Source organism: Chryseobacterium lineare (assembly GCF_977014045.1).
Window position 1 is genome coordinate 624,386 of sequence record NZ_CDRNIQ010000001.1, and the last position, 22,583, is coordinate 646,968.

At 35.7% G+C, this 22,583-nt stretch carries 17 protein-coding genes and 1 tRNA gene; 7 read left to right on the plus strand and 11 right to left on the minus strand.

Annotated elements, in window-relative coordinates; all coding sequences use genetic code 11:
- Positions 1 to 91: 91 nt before the first annotated feature.
- From ACWNCI_RS02680 to ACWNCI_RS02700, 5 genes are all read right to left on the minus strand, one after another.
- Positions 92 to 826 carry a DNA-binding domain-containing protein gene (locus tag ACWNCI_RS02680; protein WP_449387086.1) on the minus strand — a complete coding sequence of 245 codons (735 nt, stop codon included), beginning with the start codon at positions 824 to 826 and terminating at the stop codon, positions 92 to 94.
- Positions 827 to 947: 121 nt separating this feature from the next.
- Positions 948 to 2,045 (minus strand): hypothetical protein, encoded by a 1,098-nt coding sequence (locus tag ACWNCI_RS02685; protein ID WP_449387087.1) that lies wholly within the window; start codon positions 2,043 to 2,045, stop codon positions 948 to 950.
- Between the two features lie 622 nt (positions 2,046 to 2,667).
- The gene (locus ACWNCI_RS02690) at positions 2,668 to 3,114 is read right to left on the minus strand and encodes a hypothetical protein (RefSeq protein ID WP_449387088.1); all 447 of its coding nucleotides are present in this window, start codon (positions 3,112 to 3,114) and stop codon (positions 2,668 to 2,670) included.
- Positions 3,115 to 3,731: 617 nt separating this feature from the next.
- Positions 3,732 to 4,445 carry an AAA family ATPase gene (locus tag ACWNCI_RS02695; protein WP_449387089.1) on the minus strand — a complete coding sequence of 238 codons (714 nt, stop codon included), beginning with the start codon at positions 4,443 to 4,445 and terminating at the stop codon, positions 3,732 to 3,734.
- Between the two features lie 832 nt (positions 4,446 to 5,277).
- Positions 5,278 to 6,015 carry a DNA-formamidopyrimidine glycosylase family protein gene (locus tag ACWNCI_RS02700; RefSeq protein WP_449387090.1) on the minus strand — a complete coding sequence of 246 codons (738 nt, stop codon included), beginning with the start codon at positions 6,013 to 6,015 and terminating at the stop codon, positions 5,278 to 5,280.
- Positions 6,016 to 6,150: 135 nt separating this feature from the next.
- On the opposite strand from ACWNCI_RS02700, the gene ACWNCI_RS02705 reads away from it, so the two are divergent.
- The 3 genes from ACWNCI_RS02705 (at position 6,151) to ACWNCI_RS02715 (ending at position 10,831) form a co-directional block, all read left to right on the plus strand.
- On the plus strand, positions 6,151 to 7,506 hold the full coding sequence (locus tag ACWNCI_RS02705) for a deoxyguanosinetriphosphate triphosphohydrolase (protein ID WP_449389476.1): 1,356 nt from the start codon (positions 6,151 to 6,153) through the stop codon (positions 7,504 to 7,506).
- A 98-nt stretch (positions 7,507 to 7,604) separates the two neighbouring features.
- On the plus strand, positions 7,605 to 8,558 hold the full coding sequence (locus ACWNCI_RS02710; RefSeq protein WP_346985632.1) for an SPFH domain-containing protein: 954 nt from the start codon (positions 7,605 to 7,607) through the stop codon (positions 8,556 to 8,558).
- 251 nt (positions 8,559 to 8,809) lie between these two features.
- On the plus strand, positions 8,810 to 10,831 hold the full coding sequence (locus ACWNCI_RS02715) for a DUF3857 domain-containing protein (RefSeq protein ID WP_449387091.1): 2,022 nt from the start codon (positions 8,810 to 8,812) through the stop codon (positions 10,829 to 10,831).
- An 86-nt stretch (positions 10,832 to 10,917) separates the two neighbouring features.
- Here ACWNCI_RS02715 and ACWNCI_RS02720 read toward each other — a convergent pair whose 3' ends face one another.
- Together ACWNCI_RS02720 and ACWNCI_RS02725 are read right to left on the minus strand one after the other, a co-directional pair.
- Complete coding sequence (locus ACWNCI_RS02720; protein WP_449387092.1) at positions 10,918 to 11,259, minus strand: Mpo1-like protein; 342 nt, start codon at positions 11,257 to 11,259, stop codon at positions 10,918 to 10,920.
- Positions 11,260 to 11,373: 114 nt separating this feature from the next.
- The gene (locus tag ACWNCI_RS02725; protein WP_449387093.1) at positions 11,374 to 13,044 is read right to left on the minus strand and encodes an APC family permease; all 1,671 of its coding nucleotides are present in this window, start codon (positions 13,042 to 13,044) and stop codon (positions 11,374 to 11,376) included.
- A 252-nt stretch (positions 13,045 to 13,296) separates the two neighbouring features.
- Here ACWNCI_RS02725 and ACWNCI_RS02730 point away from each other — a divergent pair, with 252 nt between their 5' ends.
- The 3 genes from ACWNCI_RS02730 (at position 13,297) to ACWNCI_RS02740 (ending at position 18,259) form a co-directional block, all read left to right on the plus strand.
- Positions 13,297 to 16,257 (plus strand): tetratricopeptide repeat protein, encoded by a 2,961-nt coding sequence (locus ACWNCI_RS02730; RefSeq protein ID WP_449387094.1) that lies wholly within the window; start codon positions 13,297 to 13,299, stop codon positions 16,255 to 16,257.
- Positions 16,258 to 16,354: 97 nt separating this feature from the next.
- Entirely contained in the window at positions 16,355 to 18,115 is a 1,761-nt protein-coding gene (locus ACWNCI_RS02735) for a TonB-dependent receptor (protein WP_449387095.1), read from the plus strand.
- 70 nt (positions 18,116 to 18,185) lie between these two features.
- Positions 18,186 to 18,259, plus strand: a tRNA-Arg gene (locus ACWNCI_RS02740).
- A gap of 169 nt (positions 18,260 to 18,428) precedes the next feature.
- On the opposite strand, the gene ACWNCI_RS02745 is transcribed toward ACWNCI_RS02740, so the two are convergent.
- Positions 18,429 to 18,611, minus strand: a complete 183-nt coding sequence (locus ACWNCI_RS02745; RefSeq protein ID WP_449387096.1) for a PTS sugar transporter subunit IIBC — start codon at positions 18,609 to 18,611, stop codon at positions 18,429 to 18,431.
- Between the two features lie 309 nt (positions 18,612 to 18,920).
- Here ACWNCI_RS02745 and ACWNCI_RS02750 point away from each other — a divergent pair, with 309 nt between their 5' ends.
- Positions 18,921 to 19,700, plus strand: a complete 780-nt coding sequence (locus ACWNCI_RS02750; protein ID WP_449389477.1) for a transposase — start codon at positions 18,921 to 18,923, stop codon at positions 19,698 to 19,700.
- Between the two features lie 589 nt (positions 19,701 to 20,289).
- On the opposite strand, the gene ACWNCI_RS02755 is transcribed toward ACWNCI_RS02750, so the two are convergent.
- From ACWNCI_RS02755 to ACWNCI_RS02765, 3 genes are all read right to left on the minus strand, one after another.
- Positions 20,290 to 20,475: a hypothetical protein gene (locus ACWNCI_RS02755; RefSeq protein ID WP_449387097.1), complete on the minus strand. Its 186-nt coding sequence runs from the start codon at positions 20,473 to 20,475 to the stop codon at positions 20,290 to 20,292.
- Between the two features lie 232 nt (positions 20,476 to 20,707).
- Positions 20,708 to 21,415, minus strand: coding sequence for a LytR/AlgR family response regulator transcription factor (locus ACWNCI_RS02760; RefSeq protein WP_449387098.1), 708 nt, complete (start codon positions 21,413 to 21,415; stop codon positions 20,708 to 20,710).
- Entirely contained in the window at positions 21,412 to 22,536 is a 1,125-nt protein-coding gene (locus ACWNCI_RS02765) for a sensor histidine kinase (protein WP_449387099.1), read from the minus strand. Before ACWNCI_RS02765 ends, ACWNCI_RS02760 begins: the two co-directional genes overlap by 4 nt.
- Between the last annotated feature and the right edge of the window lie 47 nt (positions 22,537 to 22,583).

Below are 22,583 nucleotides of genomic sequence, written 5' to 3' on the forward strand. Positions count from 1 at the left end.
CCTCGTATGGGGAGATCACTTAGCACCCTAAGGGTATCCCACTTAGCTGCCTAAGTGGAGAACACTTAGGAATGAAATAAGCGGAACGCTTTTACTGAACCGTTAACTCACGCTCGAAAACAGCCGTGCGGGGTTCTTTCAGCAGGTAGCTGCCGGTGAACTGGGTTACGATTTCTAAATGATAACTTCCTGACGATAATGCAGGTATCACAACGATAAGCTCTGAAGGATTGTTCATTACGATATCGCTTTCTTCTACCATCGTTCTGACATTAGTAGCAGTGTTGATGAAGAATATCCCGACAAACGGATCATTACCTTCTACTTTAATCTTGCTCCCGGAAATCTTAAGGTTTCTTCCAGGGGTCATAAGATCGTTGACCGAACCGCTCTTCACATCGGTTACCTGCATAATGGCGGAGGAGGTTACCGCAAGACCGAGGATATCGACTTCAATGTTTGGAATCTCTGCCCTCAGCTTCTCTCCCTGGTTGAACTGGAAAATAATGCTGTGCTTATCTTTATTAAAAGTCTCTGACGGACTGTCGAAGACCCCACGGATGGTGGTATTGGCTGTAAAGTAGCCGGTATTAATGGAGTACCCGTCACACAATTGATACGCCATTTCTTTCAGGAAAAGCTCTGTGGCGTGCTCCATTGCTGAAGCAGAGATATCTGCACCACCACGACCTACGGCTGACTGGCAGATCTGCTGTACATTGAGACTTCTCTCGCTGGCCGTTCTGGCGGTGAAATCATTAGGATTATCTTTCGTTAAAACGTTATCATACAGATACGCTTTGATTCTGTGAAGAATTGTTGCCATTGTTGTATATTTTAAATGGTTGTTATTAAAACCTCACAGGTTTTCAAACCTATGAGGATTAAGATTAATTAATGTAGTTGTTGTCGGATTGCTAGCACTCGCGCCAGCGGAGATCGGATATTTACTTTACTTTCTCAACAAAATAAAAGGCACGATTATTACTGCTATCGATCATAAGGGTAATTCTATATATATAACCATTTGTCAAATTTACAACGGTTATAGTTCTTCTACCGCTACCCATAACTGTACCCGACCCCTGAGTTATTGCAGTAAACGAAGTACCTACAGTAGTGGTATCTTTTCCTTTCCAATACCATCCACCATTACTTTCTTCGCTGCCTGCAGTACTAATTAAATTGGTACCACTGGTAACGCTTGCATAATCTATATATGCAATACCACCACCAGCTAATGTTGATCGAAAACTAATACCATCTTCAACAGATGTAATTGTTCCTGTATAATTGTTTCCTGTGTTTGAGCCAGACCACGACCCAATTACTCCCGTCCCAGTAACTGTATTTTGACTAACTACTTTTGTCCACGAAGGAGAAGTAGGAGTACCATTGTTAACCATAAGATTAGGTGTTACATCGTAGGGTGCTGTTCCTGCTGTAGCTGTATTATATATCATTAGACCGGTAGCTGGATTAGATATTGTTGTTTGATCTGTCGTACTTGTCAAAGCTACTCTAGGAATTAATAATCCTTTATTAGTAGCTGTAATATCCAAGACTGCACTGGCATCCGGGCTGCTTGTTCCAATTCCGATCTGGCCATTATCTTTGGATACAAAATCCGTCCCCGCGGCTCTGGCTGTACCGTCAGCTTTGGTTCCCAATTTTACCATGCCATTGGTAGTGTCATTGATCCACGCATCGTTGGTAGTGTCACCCGATGCTGCGCCGTTCATTTTCTGCCATGCACTGCCATCGAAGTAATAGTAACCTTCTGTAGTGACATTAACGGTTTTGGTATCCGTGGGACTTGCTGCCGATTTGGCATAAACAATCACTCCTTTTTGGGCTGTTCCGTACGCCGCAGTTTTGAGTGAATTTCCGTCCAATTGCGGAATAAGAAGTCCTTCCGGCTTGCTGCCGTCAGTGGTTTTAGGAGTAATGTCTAGAGTGGCTTTGGGAGAAGTATTGTTAATCCCCACTTGAGCGAATGTTGTGATGCTGAAAAGCAGAACAGCTGTTGTAATTAATTGTTTCATTGTTTTGTATTTATGTTTGTTTATTTTTTGATGACATTGTTATTTGAACACGAAGTGCGCTAAGATTTTTTTTATCTATGATGTGTTTTTTAGTTTCACAAAGGTGTTGCACTTATAAGGGCTCGCAGAGCTTTTAGAGTTGGAGAGTTTTAGAGTTTGAGTGTGGGAGAGTCCTGGTGGCTGAGCGGAGCCGAAGCCACTATTTCCCCTCTCAAACCATCCCATATTCCACTCCGACCCTAAAACGCTCCCACTCTCAAACCCTCCGACTCAATAATAGCTTCGACAGGCTCGTCACTTCGAGTAGATTTTGAAGAATCGTATCGAGAAGTTTGTGAGTTTGAGGATAAATTCATTCTCGATATATTTTTTCTTCACCTTGTTACGAAAAAACACTCGAATTGACGAAACACGAATGGCACTAATGGTTGAACACTAATTTCACAGATGTTATGTGGAATTCTTTGCTGAGATCCCTACGGGATGACAAATAGAGTGAATAGTGAATGACCATTTGTTGCAAAGGAAAATCAAAGATTTTCAAAACTTATGTGTTCTTTTTGTTTTCAAAGTTGTAACCTAACTTCTTATGTGACTGATGTGTTAAAAAAACTCTTGTGCCTTAAGATTGAAGCACAGGCGGAGGACGCCCGAAATGATTGATGGTAATAGGTGTAAGCTGAAAAGGATGAGAAGTGATATGAATATGTTTTTTCTCATCCCTTCTTGCGCATATAAATAGAAGAAAAAAAGATTGTATTAATTTCTGATGAAGCTTTACTGGGGAAGAAGTTCCGATAACAGCCATTGAAGATGAATTAGAAAACAGTCCAAGACTGTGTTTGCCTGTCGGACAGCTTTTATAACACAAACTATCCGTTGGGCTACCTGTGGAATTCTTATTAGAAACTGTAGAAGAGGTTCTTTTGATAATAGTTTTAGACCACTTCTTAAAAGATGCTTTTCTCAGGTTTTGACTGGAAATATATACTGGAGATTCTGCATAGAGATAGGAGTCTTTGGATACAAAGACTACAGAATCGGAGGATACAAAAGTTTGAGCGCTCAATAATGATGATATCAAGACCACCAAAAAGCACAACAATACCACGCTTTTGCGTGTGAGGGAGAGGGCTTTAGAGGGAAATATCATTTGTAGTCTCATGTTTTGTAAGAAAGTAGTCTATCGTAGACTACTTTTTTACATACAAGGCTCACCACTGCAAAACTTCTTAAAAACAGGTGTAAAATGAGGTGTAAAATTGCGCCTGTTTTGCTACAAATTTTTCTTTAAGACTTTATGATGAACAAAACTAAGAAATTAGAAAACAATTTGTTGTGTTTGGAAGTAAAAAGAATTTGTTTACATTTGTAGCTGAGAAAAGTAGTCTACGATAGACTACTTTTTTTGGGGGGTGTTATTATGAGGTAAACAGGATGGATTCAATTGCCTCCCAAAGATTTGACAGATAATTCCATATAATCATGAGTCACCCCTTCGACAGGAAACCAGGACCCATACTCTAAAACAATCAAACTATCCGAAACTCCCACTAATAAAGCTATCATCAGTTCCCGATACATTTTTTCTTCACTTTGTTACGAAAAAACACTCGAATAGACGAACCCGTCTGCTATTGAAATAATGCAGGTTCATGATTGAAAAAGAAGAAATTTATCTATTAATCAGTATTCTATTTTATTTTCCAACTTTTGAATGAGTTTCGCCTTCACGACCGTAAAAGCATAATCTTTCGCCTCGGCAAAAGAAATATCATATTTCCTCTCAATATTCCTTAAATCTGAGGGAAATTTTAAGAGCATATTGTCATAAAACTGATCCAGAAATTCCTTGGATGGCATTTCGTAATTAATTTTCAGCTGAAAACGTCTGATCAGAGCGGTATCAATAATTTCAGGATGATTGGTGGCACAAAGTAACAGTGCATTTTCAGGATAATAATCAATCAGCTGGATCAGGGTATTCACCAGCCTTCTCATTTCGCCTACATCTTTGTCGTCACTTCCTCTGGCTTTCCCGATCTGGTCGAGCTCATCCAGAAAAAGGACGGATCTTTCTCTCGCCGCTTTATCGAAGATCATCTTAATATTTTGTGAAGTCTCGCCAATTCTTGACGAAACGATATTGCTGAGGTTAAGAATAATAATGTTTTTTCCTAATGCATTGGCGATGGCCTTTGCCGTCATCGTTTTTCCGCATCCCGAACTGCCCTGAAGAAGGACTTTATTGTTTACAGGAAGTCCGTATTTCTGCAATTCCGTGGCGTAGGTATTTTCTTTGATAAGCTGCATCAGCTGTTCCTTATTATAGGGTTCAAGGAATACATCGTTGAGAGTTACTTCTTCTTTGTCCTGAATAATAAGGTTGTAGAGATTCATGTGCGGAAAATTTATTGGCAAAGATAAAAGTTTATTCAACAAAAAAGCCGAACAAAAAGCTGTTCGACTCTATCGGCTATTATAAAAATTAAAAATTGTCCTTAGTGTAGATTGTCCTTTGTCTTTGTTGCCCTTTTACTCGCTGTGAGTAAAAGAGCATTCAATCTTTCGAAGATTGAAAACATAAACAATACATTTCATTTGTGTATTCTCAGGCTAAAAAATCCAAGCCATGGAATTGAGATTAATCTCTCTGTTCTCTTTTTACTGTTGCAAAATAAGAAGTAAAAACTACTAAACATGTTGCGATTCCGATGTAAGCGATCATTTTATTGTATTTTTAATTATTTGATTAATTATTGTTAATTTGATATTGCAATATTACGACAATAAAATGATACCTCAAAGAAATAAATATGATGTATATCAGTGTTATAAGTGTGTTAAATTAACTTTTGGGCTAAAATATGTTTACGTAAAATTAATATAAACATGAAAAATTATTTGTGAATTTGTTAATTTTTATTCAAAATTTTACTAATCTTTCAAAGGATGCTGTTTTGTGTTTAATACTTAATAATCAAAATGTGTTGCATAAGATGAAACAGGACCTGATTTATATCACCTTTTTTTGATTAAAGAAGCTGAATATTAACAAAATTTAATTTTTAATCCTTCGGAAGTGAAAAAGAATGTGAAATATGAAGGGTAGATCTTGTTGGAAATCTATAAGTTATGCCGTGAAGTAAAGGGTTTAAGAAGGAGTAGTGAATTTATTGAATTTTCATATTTTAGCACCGTGGATTTTCAGTTTATTCAATAATGATCGTATTTACTGATATAATTCCTGATCGGTTTCACAATAGAAACTTCTTCTTTTTCCTTTACCAGTTTGTTTTTTGATGAGTTTTTGTCCGCATTTCGGACAGATCTTTTTCGTGTGAGCCAGCCAATGTTTCTTCAGGGTGAAATCTCTTTTCCATTCGAGAAAATCAAAACTGTAGTTTCTGGCTTCTTTCATTAATTCTTTTATTTTTTTTGGTGGCATTTTACCCAAAAGGCTTTCAGGCTGCACGCCGATTCTGAAGAGAACTTCGTTTTTAATGATATTTCCCACTCCTGAAAAGATATTCTGGTCCATTAATGCATCGCAGACCATCATATCCGGATTTGATTTTAATTTTTTCTCTGCTTTTGAAGGATTCCAGTCATCGCTCATGACATCTGCTTCCCAGTCGATGTTTGCTAAAAAGTCTGCATCTACCATTTTTACATGACAGGTGTAAAAATACATTCCGCCGTTTGAAAATAATAAAGCTAATCTGAGCTGTTGGTCAGGTTTTGTTTGTTCGTCGACGCTGTGTGAGCCAAACATCAATAGATGAATTCTTATGGCTACGTCATCGAATACCAGATAAGTCTGCTTTCCGAAAGTCTTTATTTGCTGTAAGGTCTTCCCAAGCAGAATATCCTTATCTATTTTAGCATTTCCGGAAGCTTCTGTGATTTTTTTGCCTTCAAATTTTTGAATGCTTTCTTTCATTAATATGATGGAAGGACCTTCTGGCATAATCTTGTTTTATAGGCGAGATAACAATAATTCTGCCACAATAAAGTTTTAAAAGAAGGACGATAGATGAGTTTCTGAGAAAAACTGACACGATTTGTTTAAAAAAAATAAAATTTGAAGTAATTTTGAAAAATGATGAACTTAAACCAGATTTTCACGAATCAGCGTACAGGAAACAATCCGCATACAAAAGCTTCAAGAACGGATTTTCAGAGAGATTTTGACAGAATTATTTTTTCATCGGCTTTCAGGAGACTTCAGAACAAAACACAGGTTTTTCCGTTGCCGGGAAGTGTTTTTGTGCATAATCGACTTACGCATTCTCTGGAAGTTTCATCAGTTGGAAGAAGTCTTGGCAGCGTAATGGGTGAGTATATCTACGATCAGTATAAAAATGACCTTACGGAAGATGCCGGAAATTTTTACCTGCATAATCTGGGAAACGTGATCGCGGCGGCATGTCTTTGTCATGACGTGGGAAATCCTGCTTTCGGACATTCCGGGGAAGATGCGATTGCCAGTTATTTTGAAAGAAATGAATCTGATCTGAAACCTAAATTTAATGAAAAAGAATGGGCAGACCTGATGAACTTTGAGGGAAATGCCAATGCGATCAGGGTTCTGGCTCAGCAGCAGCAAGGGAAAGATGCAGGAGGAATTCAGCTGACGTTTTCTACACTGGCAAGCATTGCCAAATATCCTTGTGAGGCGATTGCTAAAGAGAAAGGGATTATTCACCGGAAAAAGTTTGGCTTCTTTCAGAATGAAAAAGATATTTTTCTGGAAATTGCCAGAGAAACGAATATGATTTCAGAAAGCGAGGAGCCGCATATTTTTAAAAGACATCCTTTTGTATGGCTTGTGGAAGCAGCTGATGATATCTGCTATAATATTATTGATATGGAAGATGCACATCGCCTCGGAATCGTATCTACCGCAGATTGTAAAAATTTATTTTTTGAACTGGTAAAATCTGAAACGGATGATGTGCAAAGAATAGAAACTAAACTGAACTCCATTTCCAACGAAAATGAGCAGATTTCTTATCTGCGGGCAAAAGTGATCAATGCCCTGATCAATAAATCACTGGAAATGTATAAGCAGAACTTTGACAAAATTCTGGAAGGTAATCTGGATAAAGCGCTTCTTGATCTTTACAAGTCTGAAAATACTACTTTACAGGATATTGAAAGTTTCTCCATTGAAAAAATATATAATCATAAAGCAGTCGTTGAAATTGAAAATGCCGGCTACAATGTAATGTATGAACTTCTGGATCACTTCATCCCCTCCATTCTGAAGCATGAGGATGAAAGAAAATCTTATGATAAAAAAGCTCTGAAACTCATTCCGCAACAATTTGTGTATAAGGATGGTACCGATTATCAGAAAGTTCTGGGTGTTATCGACTTCGTTTCCGGAATGACGGATAACTATGCAACGGATCTTTACCGGAAAATAAAAGGGATTGATATCGGAATGACCATGTAAAATATGATTTGAACTGTTGAATATTCAGCCGGTTTTCTTCTTAAAACTAAAAACCATATCTTTATGAAGAATACAAATTCATATTAAAAATTAAAACTATGAGTCTTTTTTTAGTACCCATTATTTTTATCGGGTTAATTATTTTATTTGCTTCTTTTTTTGTTGTAAAGCAGGAAACAGCAGTAATCATTGAACGTTTCGGGAAATTTCAGGGTGTAAAGCATTCAGGGCTTCATCTGAAATGGCCCATCATTGATCAGATCGCCAAAAGACTGAACCTGAGAATTCAGCAGCTGGACGTGATGATCGATACCAAAACACTGGATAATGTTTTTATTAAAATGAAAATATCTGTTCAGTATCAGGTAATCAGAACGCAGGTGGGAGATGCCTATTACCGTCTTGAAAATCCGGAAAACCAGATCACTTCTTATGTTTTTGATGTGGTAAGAGCGGAAGTTCCCAAGCTTAAACTGGATGATGTTTTCGTAAAGAAAGATGATATTGCGATTGCGGTAAAAGGAGAATTGCAGGAAGCCATGCAGAGCTATGGCTATGATATCATAAAAGCGCTGGTGACGGATATTGATCCGGATGAGCAGGTAAAACATGCCATGAACAGGATCAACGCCGCTGAAAGAGAAAAAACCGCTGCGGAATACGAATCTGAGGCTCAGAGAATAAGGATTGTTGCTGTCGCAAAAGCAGAAGCAGAGTCTAAAAAACTTCAGGGACAAGGAATTGCCGACCAGAGAAGAGAAATCGCCAAAGGTCTTGAAGAATCCGTACGAATGCTGAATAATGTTGAAATCAATTCTCATGAAGCATCTGCACTGATTGTCGTTACGCAGCATTATGATACGTTGCATTCCGTAGGATCGAGTAACAGAAGTAATCTGGTACTGTTGCCAAATTCACCAACCGCTGCAAGTAATATGCTGAATGATCTTGTCGTCGCAATGACTGCTGCCAATACGGTAGGAGAGGTTTCCAAAGGAAATTACCCAAAGCCTCCTAAAGATCATAATCATAACACGAATACAGATCTGTAAACTTAAAACCTCAATTTTTCTGAGGTTATTTTTTTCTTAAAACGTAACATATCAGATTGTTGTTTTGCAAAAGGTGTGGGAATAAATTGAGTCAATTCAATTTGGTATTTTTTATGCTAATACTTCTCACGAGGTCAATTTATGATATAGTTTTAAGGTATCTTAACATCTTCACTCTTGTTTTATATTTTAAAAATACCTAATTTGACTTTTCTTTTTACACCGAATAACACACACAATAGTAAAATTATATGGACAATCAGCTTGAAATTGAAAATTACAGAATTCGTCAATCGGAAGAATGGGCGGGAAATATTGATGATCAGGAATTGATAAACAGGATACAGGATTCTGATTTCGCAAGACAGCAAAACAGTGACGGTAAAGATTTCTGTTATTTTCTAGATAAAAAATACCATACGAGCAATACGGAAAATAGTGAATATGTTTGCATGGCCTATACTTTAAATGAGCCTGCCAATCTTGAAAGAGCTTCTGTTTCCGATATTGTTGTTGAAGAAAATGAAGTGTATAATATTCACCGAATCAGTGTTTTGAGAGATGGTGTTTTAATTGATAAAATTCCGGATACGAAAATTAAAGTTTTAGACAGCGAAAACCACAGCAGCGGCGGAATCTTAAGCAGCAATAAAAAAATTAATATCACCATAAAGGATCTGCGTCTGTATGATATTCTGATCCTTGAAGATTCACGGGTAAAACCATTTACCGACCGCGATTTCTTAAGAAAGGAATTCTCTAAATACGTTTGGGTGAGTCCGGATAATTACTGGGCATATGGCAGCTATAAATTTACCTTTATTAATGAAAGAAATCAAAAGGTAGCCTACAAAAAAACTTTTTTCAGAGATAAGAATGGTAATGTTTTAGAGCCTGAAGTACACTATCTGGAAAAGGGTGAAAAATTCATTTTTGAAGAGACCAACTATATAAATCCGGTAGATGCCAACCGTGAGATTTTTCCTTTTATAGATTTTGCGACTGACAACAACTGGATCGAACTTTCCAATTATATTGCGCCTATTTATAATGAGATTTTCAACCAGGCTTCGTTGAAGGATTTTGCTTCGAGTCTCGTAGAAAAGCTTGATTCTATTGCAGATCAGGATGAGAAAATTCAGTTTGCCATTGAATATGTTCAGAATAATATTTATTATGTTTTCAATGCTGATGAGATGAACGGCCATAAGCCACAGGAACCTGCGATAACTTACGAAAATAAGCAAGGCGACTGTAAGGCTAAATCGGTTTTGCTAAAAGTAATTCTGGATTATATCGGTGTTGACGCTTCTATTGTTCTGGTGAATTTCCATACAGATTTTTATATTAAATATTATCTGCCATCTTTGTTGACGTTCAATCATGCGATTGTGAAAATCAACCATAAAGGTGAAGAATTTTTTGTAGATGCTACGATTCGGGATGAATTCGGTTTGCTTGAGAATCGTGGATTTATTTACTTTATGCATTATCTTGAAGTGAAACCAAACCAGGAATTAAAGGAGAGAAAGGCGTACCGGTATCCTTATTTCTGTGTAGATGAAAAAGTTGATTTTAACGTAAAGGATTCTACAGGAAAGTTAATGTTAACGACGACCTATAGAGGAAATCGTGCCAATGCCATGAGAAGATATTTCAAAAATACCAATAAAAGGGAAGTTATTGACAGCTGGAATAATTTCCTTTTCTACAGCCTGAATTATTCAAATGACAGAAACGGAACAGATATCAGGAATATTTTCAAAGATGCCGCAATTGATATTATCAGCGATGATAAAAAGCTGAATGAATTCAGGATTCAGTATAATGCGACGATTGAAAATCCTTATTTCGTAGATCCTCAGAAAAACCGTTTTCTGATGTATTTTGACCGAAATGTTGTAAAAGCAAGTGCAAGAGATTTTATGCACAAAGATCTTCCGTTCTGGCATAACTTCGACAGTGAAAAGTATGAGATTAATTTATACACCGATCAGAAGATCGATACGGAAGAAAAATATACGGTTCAGGAAAGTACGATCGCTAATCCCTATTTTGATTTTAAAAGCCGCAAGAAAGTAAGCAAAAATGGGGCGACAGTTTATATTGAATTTAATCCTCTTGTGAATCTTGAAATTCCACAGGATGAATTTGAAAAGTTCCGTGCCGATCATCATACGGTTGCTGACAGTAATTTCGGTTTGGGAATAGATATTATTGAACCGGGACTGATGAATATGCTGAAGTTTAATTTTAAGAAAAGGTTTAAATAATAGAATCTGAAAAAAAGAAAAATGATAATACAATTACGGCGGGTTTGCAAAGCAAACCCGCCGTAATTATTAAATATGTATAAAATCTAAACCTCTTTTGTTGTTTTCCGGGAAGGAATTCCTGTAAATTTCTGTTTTCCGATGAGCAATTCAAAGAAGAGCCTGAAATCTGAAATCAGAGACCAGAGCGGATAGCGAAATGTCGCAGGCTTATTTTTTTCAATCACCGCATGACTAAACCATGCAAAACCATACCCAAATATCGGGACGTACCATAAAAACCGCTCTTTCCCGGAACTGATTACATAACCAATTACAAAAAACACCAATAAAGTTCCAAGGAAATGAAAAATCCGGGTTCCCATTTTACTGTGTTCAGTAAGGTAAAACTGGTAAAACTCTTTAAATGTTTTTATTCTTTCAGACATGGCATTTGTAGTTTACATTATAAAAAAACCTAAGCAATAAGTTCGCCAATCTGAAGTTCTGTAAAATAGAAAAAGCCGGATTCAATATTGAGATCCGGCTTTATATCGTTTAAATTAAGCTTTTCTGAGCTTACTGTTTTTATATCCGTAGCAGAAATAAATGATCAGTCCTATCGCAAACCACAGTCCGAACCAAAACCAATTGTCGTGGCTCATTCCTGTCAAAAGATACAGACATGAACTCAATCCGACCAAAGGGATTAAGGAAAAGTTTTTAATAAAGGTTAGAACACAAAGAACGAAATTAATCAGAATAAAAAATACGATAGACGCTCTGAATTCTCCTTCTTTTGGATCTTTCCAGTCCATGAGTTTCCCGAAAAATTCAGGTTGCCATAAATAGAATCCGATCAGTCCACCGATAAAAATAACCGGGAAAATGATTTTGCCATTAATATAGGGAAGATGGAATCTGCCCTTTAATTTTTCTTTTGCAGGAAGCATTAAAACACCAGCACATACCAATACAAAAGCGAAAATAGTTCCGATACTTGTAAAATCCAGGATGAAACTTTTATCTGTGAATAAAATGGGAACGCCTACTACAATTCCTGTAATAATCGTTGCAAATGAGGGGGTTTTGTATTTAGGATGTACTGTCTGAAACTTTTGGGGCATCAGCCCGTCGCGACTCATGGCGTACCATATTCTCGGCTGTCCCATCTGGAATACCAATAAAACTGTCGTGATCGCAACAATAGCAACGAAAGAAACGACAAGCTCCATCCAGGCAACATTGGCATTCGATTTTTCAAAAATAAATGAAAGCGGATCCCCGACACCGTCAAATTTCCTGTAATCTACCATTCCTGTCAACACCAAAGTTAAAGCGATATAAATAACAGTACACAGCACCAGGGAAATGATCATTCCTTTCGGTAATGTTCGTTGCGGATCTTTAGTTTCTTCGGAAAGTACGCTTAATGCATCAAACCCGATGTAGGCAAAGAATACTCCTGAAACTGCGCTCATCACCCCTGCGAAACCGTTCGGCATAAAAGAGGCTACCTGTGTTTCAGGATTTACAGGTGTCCAGTTATCTGTATTAATGTAAGCAAATCCAACTAATATCACTAAAACAATGACTGCCAATTTTAGAATTACCAAAACGTTATTGAAGTTTTTACTTTCTTTAACGCCGACATAGCACAGCCACGTGATTAGTCCGTTAATAACTAAAGCGGGAATGTCAACAATAAACTTCAAACTTCCAATTAATGGTGAATTTTTCCATGCGTTAATGAGTTCTTTATTTTCGGAGCCGTTCATGAAAGCTTTTTTAGCTTCTGTATAGCTGCAGGTAAGGTAATCAGGAATGTGCATCCCCATCCTTTCCAGAAAACTGGTAAAATAATCTGACCATGAAAAAGCCACATAAATATTACCAAAAGAATATTCCATAATCAATGCCCAGCCGATAATCCAGGCTATAAGTTCTCCAAAACTGGCGTAAGCATAGGTATAGGCAGATCCTGCCGTGGGAATTCTGCTGGCAAACTCGGCGTAGCAGAGTGCTGTAAATCCGCAGGCAAAACCACAAATCAAATATAAGAGAATCACTCCCGGGCCTCCTCGGAAAACAGCCTCTCCCAAACTGCTGAAACTTCCTGCGCCAATAATCGCCGCAATACCAAAAAACACAATGTCCCAAACACCCAAAACTCTGTGCAGGCTCGTGGATGTATCTGAATCTGAATAGATTTTTCTTCTAAAAAGCTGACTCATTCAATTCTTTTATTTGATTTGAAAAAAGCAAATGTAATTATTTATCTGAAATAATTCAGATTTTCTTAAGGTTTCTTACGGAAAAGTTAAGAAGTCTTAAAAAATTATCCACTTATTAACAATGTGTTAAAACGCTTGTATATACAATATCTTTTCAATATTTTCGTTGATGGATTGTGGATAATTTTTCCGCAGAATTTTAAATATCCTAGACCTGATTTTCAGTCTTAAACGTTTTAAAATTTAAAATTAATGAAATCAAAAAAAATACTTTTAGCGGCTGCGGTGTTCTATTTCGGGATCTCCGATGCACAGCAGTCTCAGTACTTTACTCAAAAAGAAGACTACAGATTCAATCTCGCTGAAAATCTTTATCAGACCAAAATATACAACGCTTCTCAATATGAATATGCCAGACAATATTTCTACAATCAGAATTTGTCGAGGTCAAGACAGGAAGCGGCGCAGTTTTTTGATAACGTAATCGGGGTGATTCTCCAGAAAAATCATGCGGAAGAAGGCTTAACGGCTTTTATCAAAGAATATCCGAACTCTGCCTATTTTGCTCAGGCAAATTTGCCGTTGGCAGATTATTATCTCGCTAAAAAAGATTTTCAAAAAGCGCTTGAAACACTTAAAAAAGTTAATCAATATCAGCTTTCTAAAGAAGAAAATACGCAATATGTCTTAAAATTAGGATATGCTAAGTTTATGATGGGTGATTCTAAAGGAGCAACCGATGCGCTGGAAGAAGCTTATAAAACGGCAGATGAATCTCAAAAAGGCGATATTGCCTATATGCTCGGGCATTTATACTATTCCGACAGGCAGAATGATAAAGCCTTCCAGTATTTTGACTCGGTAAAAGATCAGCCGAAATATTCAAAGCTCGTACGTCCATATTATGTACAGATGTATTATAACGATAAGGATTACGACAAGGCGATTTCTGAAGGTACAGCTTTACTGAATGAAGATATTTCTGATGCGTACAAAGCCGAAGTTCATAAGATCATCGGAGAAAGTTACTTTATGAAAGGCGATTACACGTCAGCGTATCCTCATCTTAAAGATTATCTGAGTGTTCAGCAGAATCCTTCTGAAAATGATTTGTACGAAATGGGATTTGTGGCAGCACAGCTCAAGAAATATGATGAAGCAGTTTCTTATTATAACCAATTATTGAACAGCAATTCTGCATTAGCTCAAAACGCATACTATCAGTTGGGAAATGCTTATCTTGCTGTTGACAAAAAGCAGGAAGCACTTTCAGCATTCCGTTCGTCTTATCAGATGAATTATGATCCGAAAGTGAAAAAGCTGGCTCATGAACAGTATGCCAAATTAAGTTACGATATCGGAAACCCGTTTGAAAGTTCTTCAACGGTAATTCAGAATTATATCAACGAAAACCCGAATACCAACGCTTCAGAGATGAGATCGCTTCTCGTGAAATCTTATCTGTATTCAGGAAATTATAAAGAAACGCTGAATGCGATCGACAGACTTCAGAATTCATCTCCTGAGATTGATAAAATTGACCAGGAAGTTTCTTATTTATTGGGAACAGAAGAATTCAACAAAGGAAACTATGACGAAGCAGAACAGTATTTCCTGAGAAGCCTAGGATTTAACATCAATAAAGAATTTAATAACAGAGCCTTATACTGGCTGGGACAGGTTTACTATCAGAAAGGAAATTACCCATCTGCAATCGTACGTTACGAAAAGCTTTTAAATGAAAATTTCCCGGAGAAGCAGCAGTTACCTTATGATCTGGGCTATGCTTATTTTAAGTCTAAGAAATTTGATCAGGCAGAACAGTATTTTACACAATACCTGAAAAACCCGAAACCTGAATTTAAAAATGATGCGGAACTTCGTCTTGCAGATATCAATTACGCCAACAATAATCTGAATGAGGCCATCGCGATCTACGATAAAAACGAAGATGCGACGGACTATACGCTATATCAGAAAGCAATGGCGTTAGGATTTAAAGGTGATACGCAGGCAAAGATCACGAACCTGAAGAGCCTTTTGTCCAAATATCCTGGGTCCGATTATTATGATGATGCTCAGTACGAAATCGGAACAGCTTATGCAGCGCAGGATGATTTTACCAATTCCAATGATTTCTTTGCTAAAGTGATCAAAAATTCGTCTGACAAAGACCTTGTTGCAAATGCTTCAATTTACAGGGCTCAGAATTATATCGACCAAAACCAGAGCGATAAAGCTTTAGCTGAATTAAAATCTCTTGGAGAGCAGTACAGAAATACAGCTTATGCTGAAAAAATAGCGCAGGCTGCGAAGCCAATTTTCACTAAAAACGGAGATGTTGCTGGCTATCAGAATTTCGCTAAAAATATCGGCGTTAATGTTGATGCTGCTGAAATTGACGAGATTAATCTTTCCACAGCGAAACAGTATTTTGCCAAAAAAGATTATAAAAATGCTATTTCGTACTACGAAAAATATTTAACGCAAAACCCTACTGGTGAAGGACTTTATCAGGCTAAATATGAGCTTGGGGAGAGTTATTATCAGACTAAAAATACTACCAAAGCATTATTAGTTTTACAGGAAGTCGGCAACATACAGAATGATTATCAGGATGATGCACAGACTCGGTTAGCTCAGATTTATATGGTGCAAGGCGATACGGCAGAAGCCAGAAAATATTTAGAAAATATTAAAAACTCTTCAGACATTAACGTTAAAAATTACGCAAATGTAGAGTTGATGAAATTATATGCTGATGAAAAGAACTTTGCCCAGGCAGAAAAACTTGCAGATGCAGTAATTGCCAACAGTAAAAATTCTGCTGCCGTGATCGAGACTGCCAAAGTAATCAAGGCTAGAAGTCTTATGAATTCCGGAAAAGATAAAGATGCACAAACTTCTTACGCTGCTCTTGAAAAATCTTCCAATACGGAAGTTGCTGCGGAATCTTTGTATGCGAAAGCCTTCTATCAGAATAAGGCGAAAGCTTTTAAATCTTCCAACGAAACGATTTTCAAGATTGCCAATAATTATTCTTCAGAAGAATACTGGGGTGCAAAAGCCCTTGTATTAATGGCTAAAAACTATGTTGGTTTAAAAGATAATTACCAGGCAAGCTATACATGCGATCAGATTATTGAGAATTATAAAGATTTCCCTGAAATTGTAGCGGAAGCGAAAGAGGTTAAAAAACAGATTAAAAAGTAAAATATTATAGTTTGCCAATTTACCAGTTTGCCAATTCGAGCTGAATTACATTGTTAGATTGCTAATTATTACATTGTTACATTAATACAGAAAAATAATGAACAAAAGAATTCAATTATTATCCATTATATTTTTAGGGTTTTCGTCGGTGGCGTTCTCTCAGATCAAGGAAGAAAAACTGATTCTTAATAAAAAAAGAGAACCGGAAGTAAAGAAAATCGAAAAAAAGAAAACTTCGGTGGAAACGATTAAAAATTATCCTCCGGAAGAAAAGTCCCAGAATCCTGTACAGTACAAAATTACAGATGTTCCTGCTGTTTCGGATTTTAAAACCTCTACGATTCAGGGACAGGATGTGACGCCGAAATTTGAAGGATCGGCACAAAATAACTATATCCAGTTCGGAATGGGGAATTACGGGAAAATTCTCGGCGACGCCAATATTTCCAAAACCCTTGAAAATAAAATTGAAGTCGGTGTCGACGCGCATTTTCTTTCCACACAAGGCCTGAAAAAGGAATATGACTGGGATTCCAAGCAAAGTTCTACAACGTTGGGAGCTTTTCTTAATTCCTACGGAGACAAAGGGAAATTCAATCTGAATGCTCAATATGGGTTAGACAGCTATAACTATTACGGAATTTACGCAATGCAGCCGGGAGATGTCGATCTGGATCAAAGAGTAAATCAGTTTAAAGTAAATGGGTATTACGATTTTTATTCCAATGAAATTTTGAATGATGTACGGGTAAAATCATCTTTTTTGAAAGATCATTTTGATGCACAGGAGAATCAGGTTTCTATTTTGGCAAATCTGTCAAAACATGCGGTGGAAATCGGAAAATCAGGTATTAATTTAAATGCTGATCTTGGTGTAGGCCTTGAAGCGGTAAAAAGTGAATTTGCGATTCTGAATCAAAATTCATCCAATTTTGTTAATCTGAATCTTGCTCCTAAAGTGACTTTCAGAAAAGGAGAATCTTATTTGACATTAGGTTCATCATTTGCTTTTCTGAACTCAAAAAATCAGAATGCGATGATGGCCGAGCAAATGAAAAACAATAAGACCTATTGGTTTCCGCAGGCTGAATTTCAGTACGCCGCAGCCGAAGAATTTAAATTCTATGGTGGGGTAGATGGTGGCCTGAAACTGAATACCTATTCAGACTTATTGCAGCAAAATCCATTCATTGTATCTGATCAGTATTTGAGACCGACAGAAACCAAATATCATTTTTATGTGGGTTTGAGAGGTGATATCGATGAAATGTTTAAATATGACGTTTCTGCCGGCTATGGAAAAATGAGAGATATGATGTTCTTCAGAGCAAATGATTTGTTTGATTATACTTCGGTTAACCGTTCTGCCTACAACTATGCCAATACTTTTTCAGCAGTTTACGATAACGGAAATGTTGGAGATATCAAAGGAAGCCTGCAATATTTTCCTTTAGCCAATCTTGTGCTGGATACGGAAGTGAAATTCACCAAATTTGACCTTGATAACTACTCGGATATCTATAATGTACCACTTGTTACAGCGTCAATTGGTGCAAAATATACGATGTTAGATCAAAAATTAATGCTTGGTTTTAAAGGTATTTTTGCTAGCGACAGAACGACGAATTCATTTGTGCTTGAGGGAGTTGGAAGTCCTACGGTTTATCAGTCTACCGAAGATACCAATGATAAAGTTGGAGGGTATGCAGATTTAAACTTGTCTGCAGAGTATAAAATTCACAAAAATTTCAGTATTTTCGCACTCGGAAATAATCTTCTGAACTCAAAATACCAGACGTATAAAGGCTATAAAGTTCTTGGCGCACAAATTTTGGGAGGAGTAAAGATTACTTTCTAAATATAATTGATAGATGATGATTGATGAGTGATTACATCATTTATAATTCATCGATTATCATTTATAAAATGGCTCCGTAGTTCAACTGGATAGAATATTGGATTTCGGCTCCAACGGTTGGGGGTTCGAATCCCTCCGGGGTCACTTAAGGAGACAACTGTTTAGTAGTTGTCTCTTTTTATTAACCATAAATATCTCTTTGTCAGAATTTTGTAATTTGACTTTTAGTGTTTGATATTTTAAACGTAAAATACTTAGTCTGTTTGAAATAAACAGTCTTAAAGCGCCAAAGAAGGCTTATAATCTACAATCATTAAGAGTTCGAAATCTCCTTAAGGTTAGAGCTTTTTCTCTCTTTTGACTTATTGAAATTCTTTGATATTAAATATAGCAATTCCAATATATTTTTAGCTTCTTTCTCATCTACCTGAATTCCTGTCTTGGCTAGAATAATAATTGCTTGTTCTACTGAAACATTCTTATCAATGAAATTCATTTTTTTTAATGGTTTTGTGGTTATTTTTATTTGACAATATTTTTAAAAATGATGGATTTAAATCTAAAGAAAAATTACCTGTTTTATAGTCAATATCGATCGGTGGAATAAGATTCACGAGATGTTTTTTATCTGAGGTGTCAAACCCTGAAAATTTTTGGAAAATTTCGGTTAATGCTTTGTCTTTAATATTGAAGTTGTTTAAACTTATTTAGGAAAAAAGAGTTCCGAGAAAATTAGCAATTTTGGATTGCAATTTAAAAGACTAATGATCTGGAACACATCAGCAAAGATAAAATAGAGAAATGGATTTTACCCCATTTAAGCAAAGGAAAAAGAGGATTTTCTACAAAGTTTGACTTGGTAAAAATAATTCAGACCATTATAAAACGTTTGAAAACTGGTTGTCAGTGGCGTGAAATTTCGATAAAAGACTATTTCGGGGAAGAAAAAATAAGCTGGCAAAATGTGTATTATTTTTTTAATAAATGGATCAAGGACGGCAGTTTCAGGAATATTTGGGTTCATCTTTTGAATCGTAACAAGAGGTTTTTGGATATGTCGTGTGTTCAATTGGACGGAAGCCAAACTCGGTGCAGAATGGGCGGAGAATCAACAGGGTATCAAAGCAGGAAATCTGCGAAAACCAGCAATATGATTTTTCTTTGCGACAATCGTGGTCAAATGCTTTCGATGGGAAATCCCAGAAGCGGCAATCATCACGATTTATATGAAATAGAAGATGTTATGGGCGAGATTATTGAAATTTTGTCCGAAGCTGAGATCTCTCATAAAGGTCTTTTTTTGAATGCAGATTCGGGATTTGACAGTGAAAATTTAAGGCAGAAATTAGAACTGGAGAAAATAGTGGGTAACATCAAAACCAATCCCCGAAATGGAAAAATAACAGATAATGATCACTATTTTGATGAAAAACTGTACGAAAGCAGATTTAAAATAGAGCAGGCAAATGCTTGGTTAGATGGCTTCAAGACTTTGCTGATAAGATTTGAAACGCTGGATATTACCTGGAAGAACCTGCATTTTTTGGCGTTTTCATTAAGACTAATCAAAAAAATAAAAGTTTAAACAACTTCATTACTTTTTTTATCTATAGCCTTTAATTTAGACCTAATATCATAAGCCCCCTTCTTAACATTTTTTATATTAACTTGATTTTCTTTTTTTCAAACTGTTGTGATCATCTACTTTTAGTACGCCAATTATAAATAACTTTCTTCCTAGAGAAGAATTAAGTTTTCCTCCTTTATTTTTCTTTCTATTAGATGTTGAGCATACAAATAACTTACTTTCTGAGTCTTTATGTTCTGATCTTGCAAAATAGTCTTAAACAATTCAATAGTATTGTCTGAAAGTACTAATTCTTGAAGCTTATTTTGATAGCAATTATTAAGGAATACAGCATTTATCCTTGTTTACATCTATCATAGCAGTGATATTATGGGTATTTTTTTGCTCGTCCTTGCGAAACACTTCCGCTGAGTTTTCTATTACAAACAGGACATATTAAAAAGCTTCTAAGGAAAAATATTTCTTTTAAATCCTCTCTCTTAACAGTGGTTTTTCTTTTTGTATTGATGACAGACTGAACTTGATAAAATAAAGATTCCGATATCAAGGGTTGGTGCAAACCTCTTATCATTTGCTTTTCAGTATATTAGCCCACAATAAATTGGTTGCGCAAAATCCTTAAAAAGTGCGACCTTGAACATATAAGACCTTTATCATTAGCAATTTTATTGATCACAGATAATTTATGATCATTTTGAGCAACTTTATCGAAAGCCCATTTTATAACTTCGGCTTCAGGCTCTTTTGGGACAATTGCTTTTTTACCATCCATTAATGTCACATTTATATATCCTATGGGGGCTTTATTAGGATATCTACCCATCAGCTTCGCTCGACGAATACCATTAGAGGTATTTTGTGCTCTCCGGGTGTTTTCCGCTTATGGAACAGCTAAGTATATAGCCAGCATAACTGTACTTTCCGGCACGGAGAAATCAATAGGCTGATCAATAACGTACATCACTGGTATTGCCTTTGAAAAAATATTAATTTTGATTGAAAATTCAACTTAACAGTTGATTGATATTCTCTTTATAGGTTTGTCCAATTGGTATTTTGTGCACATCAATTAAAATCCTATTACCTTCAATTTGTTTAATTTTATTTTTGGCAACAATAAATGATTTATGGGTTCTTATAAACTCTAATTTAGGAAGCAATTTTTCAAAATCTGAAATTTTTTGAGGGCTAACAATCATCTCATTCTTTAAATAAACTTTGATAAAATGCCCGAAAGCTTCTATAAATAATACGTCTTCAAAATGAATTTGATGGTGCTTTTTATCACCTTTTAAAAAAATACTACCGGCATCTGCTTTGGTTTCGGTTGTTGATAAGGTCGGTATATCTTTCTTATTTTGAACAGTAGAAATAGTTTTGTTAATCGCTTTTACAAATCGCTCAAAACTAAATGGCTTCAATAAATAATCAGAAATATTGAGTTCATACCCTTCTAAAGCAAATTCTTTGTAAGCTGTGGTCACAATTATTTTGGGTGGATTGGGCAATGTTTTTAAAAAATCGAAACCAGATAGTTTGGGCATATTAATATCCAAAAACAACAAATCGACCGAATTTTCATTTAAAAACTGAATCGCTTCAAAGGCATTATAGCAATTACCTTTCTTTTGCAGATGTGGTAAATTTTCACAATAGTTTTCAATAATATGATGTGCAATTGGCTCGTCATCAATGATTAAATAATAAATCATACTGTTTCTATTTTTAGCGTTAATTTATATATACCATCCTTAACCTCAATTTGAATTTGGTGTTTATTGGAATATAATAGCTTTAAGCGCTGTTTTAAATTGTCTATTCCAATACCAACTGTCGCAATGGCTTCTCGTATTTCAAAATTATTTTCTATTTCAAAATTAATAATGTTGTTCTCAATTCTCATATTAATATGGATAAAAGCATCTTCTGTCAAACTTTCTACGCCGTGTTTAAATGCATTTTCTAAAGGAATAATAAACATCAATGGAGCAATTTGATAACTTGTGTCCTGAGAATGATTAAAGATAATATCTACCTTTTTTTGATACCGTATTTTATGTAATTCGATGTAATTCTTTAGATATTCTATTTCATCCTTTAATGGCACCAAATCTTCTTTTCCCATGTAAATGGTATAACGCATAATGTCAGATAATCTTAAAACAACATTTGGTGCGTCATCCGATTTTTCGATTATTAAACCATACAAATTATTGAGGGTATTGAAAAAAAAGTGTGGATTAATCTGGCTTTTTAATAACGATAATTCTGCTTTTGATTTTCTTGCTTCCAACGTTTTCAACCATTTCCATTGCTGATAAAACCACATTAATAGCATCCCAAAAAAAGGAATGGTCAATATGATTTTAATTTCTTTTTCTTGCTGGAAGTAAAGGTTTACATCATCAATATAAACTCTGATGTAATAGAAATAGCCAAAAGCTAAAATGTAAAATCCAATGATAATCAATGCGTATTTTTTGAAATAGGAAGGTGCTATAATTGAGAAAAAATAGAGCCCAATACTTATTAATCCTGCAAAGGTTATAGGATTATCAGCTATTTTGGAATTTATATCATTTATAATTATAGCTAAAAAAATAAAAATCAGTACAATTAACTTTAAACTAATAGTTTTATGCTGTTTTAAAAACGAAAAATAATGAATTGGAAGCGAAATCAACATCCAACTAAAAAGAAAACTCAATGTGTTTGCCAATACGTCTGAATTGTCAATATATATAAAATTAAAATGCAATAAAATAATACCTAATACCCGATGAATTAATAATCCATATACGAAGGCTCTATATTTTTTAATAAATTTAATCACAGGTCAAAATTAACTACAATTGGTCTTTTTTTTATTGCAATATGCAC

Coding starts and splice junctions, on each gene's coding strand:
- ACWNCI_RS02695 (WP_449387089.1), bottom strand. CDS start 4,445: ATGAATCTCTACAACCTTATTATTCAGGACAAAGAAGAAGTAACTCTC.
- ACWNCI_RS02720 (WP_449387092.1), bottom strand. CDS start 11,259: ATGTCTGAAAGAATAAAAACATTTAAAGAGTTTTACCAGTTTTACCTT.
- ACWNCI_RS02700 (WP_449387090.1), bottom strand. CDS start 6,015: ATGCCAGAAGGTCCTTCCATCATATTAATGAAAGAAAGCATTCAAAAA.
- ACWNCI_RS02685 (WP_449387087.1), bottom strand. CDS start 2,045: ATGAAACAATTAATTACAACAGCTGTTCTGCTTTTCAGCATCACAACA.
- ACWNCI_RS02715 (WP_449387091.1), top strand. CDS start 8,810: ATGGACAATCAGCTTGAAATTGAAAATTACAGAATTCGTCAATCGGAA.
- ACWNCI_RS02710 (WP_346985632.1), top strand. CDS start 7,605: ATGAGTCTTTTTTTAGTACCCATTATTTTTATCGGGTTAATTATTTTA.
- ACWNCI_RS02735 (WP_449387095.1), top strand. CDS start 16,355: ATGAACAAAAGAATTCAATTATTATCCATTATATTTTTAGGGTTTTCG.
- ACWNCI_RS02760 (WP_449387098.1), bottom strand. CDS start 21,415: ATGATTTATTATTTAATCATTGATGACGAGCCAATTGCACATCATATT.
- ACWNCI_RS02680 (WP_449387086.1), bottom strand. CDS start 826: ATGGCAACAATTCTTCACAGAATCAAAGCGTATCTGTATGATAACGTT.
- ACWNCI_RS02755 (WP_449387097.1), bottom strand. CDS start 20,475: ATGGATGGTAAAAAAGCAATTGTCCCAAAAGAGCCTGAAGCCGAAGTT.
- ACWNCI_RS02730 (WP_449387094.1), top strand. CDS start 13,297: ATGAAATCAAAAAAAATACTTTTAGCGGCTGCGGTGTTCTATTTCGGG.
- ACWNCI_RS02725 (WP_449387093.1), bottom strand. CDS start 13,044: ATGAGTCAGCTTTTTAGAAGAAAAATCTATTCAGATTCAGATACATCC.
- ACWNCI_RS02705 (WP_449389476.1), top strand. CDS start 6,151: ATGAACTTAAACCAGATTTTCACGAATCAGCGTACAGGAAACAATCCG.
- ACWNCI_RS02745 (WP_449387096.1), bottom strand. CDS start 18,611: ATGAATTTCATTGATAAGAATGTTTCAGTAGAACAAGCAATTATTATT.